General features: G+C 75.8%; 2 protein-coding genes. Both read right to left on the reverse strand.

Translation table 11 applies throughout. The annotated features are described in order from the left end of the window. Window positions 1-387: 387 nt before the first annotated feature. Complete coding sequence (galE, locus tag AOK22_RS26925; RefSeq protein WP_055701306.1) at window positions 388-1,371, reverse strand: UDP-glucose 4-epimerase GalE; 984 nt, start codon at window positions 1,369-1,371, stop codon at window positions 388-390. Between the two features lie 160 nt (window positions 1,372-1,531). After that, window positions 1,532-2,826: hypothetical protein (locus tag AOK22_RS26930; RefSeq protein WP_055701307.1), on the reverse strand; the 1,295-nt coding region annotated here is incomplete at its 5' end.

Genomic DNA, 2,826 nt, shown 5'->3' on the forward strand with positions numbered 1-2,826 from the left:
AGCAGCGTCGACTTCCCGGAGCCGGAGGGCCCCATGACGGCCAGGAACCGGCCGCGCGGCACGGCGAGGTCGACGGGTTCGAGCGCGGTCACGCCGCGCCGGTACGACCGGCCGACCCCGTCGAGCGTCAGCGCGTCGGGCACCGGCGCGACGGGCGCCGCCGGCCGTGCCGCGGGCTGCGCCCCCGTGCGTCGGGCGCCGCCACCCGCTCGGCGGCCGTCGTCCCTGAAGCCCGTCGCCTGAACATCCCCACGCCCTCCCGGTGCCCGTCACCCTCGCGGTGACCGTCCCTGAGAACGCTAGAAACGCCAGGTCGGGGGGGCGAGAGAGCGCGGTCCCGTCCTGGGGGTGGAGCCTGCTACACCCCCGGGCGCCCCCGGCGGCGGCTCAGGCGCGCGCCGCCTCCGGGTGCAGCCGCACCCAGCCGTCCCACGCCGACTGCACCATGTCGCGCACGTCGCGCTTGGCGGACCAGCCGAGCTCGGTGGTGATGCGGTCGGCGGCGGCCACCACGCGGGCCGGGTCGCCGGGGCGGCGGGCGGTGACCTCGGCGGGGGTGTCGTATCCCGTGACCTCGTTGATCAGGTCCGTCATCTCGCGGACCGACACGCCCTCGCCGCGGCCGATGTTGAGGGTGAGGTCCGTGCCGGGCGCGGCGGAGGCGAGCCTGCGGGCCGTCGCCACGTGGGCCTCGGCCAGGTCGACGACGTGGATGTAGTCGCGTACGCAGGTGCCGTCGGGGGTGTCGTAGTCCGCGCCGAAGATGCGGGGGGCCGCGCCGTCGGTGAGCTTCTCGAAGACCATCGGGACGATGTTGTAGACGCCCGTATCGGCGAGTTCGGGGGAGGCCGCGCCCGCCACGTTGAAGTAGCGCAGCGACGCCGTCGCCAGGCCGTGCGCGCGGCCCACCGCGCGGACCAGCCACTCGCCGGCGAGCTTCGTCTCGCCGTACGGGCTCATCGGCAGGCACGGCGTCTCCTCGGTGACGAGGTCGACGTCCGGCATGCCGTAGACCGCGGCGGAGGAGGAGAGGACGAAGGAGGGGACGCCCGCCGCGACGACGGCCTCCAGGAGCACCCGCAGGCCCTCCACGTTCTCCCGGTAGTAGTGGAGCGGCCGCTCCACCGACTCGCCGACCTGCTTCTTGGCCGCGAGGTGGACGACGCCGGTGATCGCGTGGTCCTTGAGGGTGCGGGCCACGAGGTCCGCGTCGAGGGTCGAGCCGGTCACCAGGGGGACGTCCGCGGGGAGCCGCTCGGGGATGCCGCTGGACAGGTCGTCGTAGACCACGGCCCGCTCGCCCGCCTGCGTCATGGCACGGACGACATGCGCCCCGATGTATCCGGCGCCGCCGGTGATCAGCCAGGTCATGGTCGTCTTGTCCCGTCTTGTCGCGAGTGTGTTCGTGGACGTGCAGTGTCGCAGAGGCCGGGTGAGGGGAGTGTCAGCGGATCGGCCGGGCAGGTCGCCCGGTCCCGTCGTCCGGCCCGGGGCGGCGGGACCGCACCGGCCCGGTCGTCCGGTCCGCGGGTCAGCGCATCAGCCGCGCCAGCCGCCGCTTCGCGACGCCCGCCACGCCCCGCACCCCGGGCGCGAGCCGCACCGCGAGGTTGCCCGCCCGGGTGGCGTACGGCTGGACCAGGAGCACCCCGCGCCGCCGGCTCGGCACCACCGTGCGGCGCAGCAGCCCGGGGCCGGCGACGGCGTGCGCGGTGCTGTCGCGGGCCGTCCCGTCGTCGAAGTGGAGCCGCAGCCGCAGGTCCCACACGCCGCCGGGCAGCGAGCCGAGGTCGAGCAGGACCGTGGCCAGCCAGGTCTCGCCGGGCCGCTCGGCGCCGAAGGCGGCGGTCCTGCGCAGGCCGGGCCGCCCGCTCTGCCGGTCGATCAGCTCGACGTCGACCGTGGCCGGTCCCGCGTCCGCCACCCGTCCGTACAGCTCGTGCAGCCGCAGCGTGAGCCGGGTGGTGCCCGCGCCGGGACGCAGCTCGCCGTCGACCGCGAGGGGCAGCAGCCGCAGCGGCCGTACGAGCAGGTGCTCCAGGGTGACCCGGGGCAGGTCGTCCGCCCAGATCGGCGTGGTGTCCGCGGCCCTCGGGTACGGCGGCGCGAGCCGGGCCGGACGGGCCGCCACCTGTGTGAGGCGCGTCAGGTCGCGGGGCTCCTCGGAGGCGAGGATCACGCGCGCGATGACCCGGCCCGGCGCGGGCGCCGCGTCGAGGTCGGCGGTGTCGAACGTCGCCAGGTAGGCGCGCGTCAGCGCCCACCACTCGCGCTGGTACTCCGCGCCGCGCGCGGTCAGCTCCCGCGTGTACATGCGCAGGCCGTGGTCGATGAACTTGGCGCGGGCCGCCCGCGCGAGCCGCTTGCCGCCGGTGCCCCGCGCGTCCCGCAGGATCTCCACGGACTGGCGGTGCGCCTCCATGCGGGCCTGCCAGTTGGCGACCCCGGAGCGGTCCAGGGAGATCGACAGCTTGGCGGCGGCGCGGCGCACGTGCCAGACGTAGACGGTGTCGGGCACCAGCGCGATGCGCGGCGCGGCGGCCAGGACGCGCGCGGTGAAGACGAAGTCCTCGTAGATGAAGCGGCCTTCGGGGAAGCGGACGGCGTGCTCGCGCAGGAAGTCCGTGCGGTAGAGCTTGTTGACGCAGAGGGTGTCGTGGACCAGGCGGGTGCGCAGCTCGGGCCGGGCGACGAGCTGCGCCTTGCGGTAGAGCTCCGGCTGCCAGGGCACCTCGCGCCCCGAGGGCAGCTCACGGCGCACGCACAGTCCGGCGGCGACCTCCGTGCCGTGCCGCAGCGCGGCGCCGAGCAGCGCGTCGACGGCGC

Source organism: Streptomyces silaceus, from assembly GCF_001419745.1.
Lineage (GTDB): Bacteria > Actinomycetota > Actinomycetes > Streptomycetales > Streptomycetaceae > Streptomyces > Streptomyces silaceus.

Bases quoted from the DNA above. Each gene is read 5' to 3' on its own strand.
- galE (WP_055701306.1), bottom strand. From the start codon at position 1,371: ATGACCTGGCTGATCACCGGCGGCGCCGGATACATCGGGGCGCATGTC.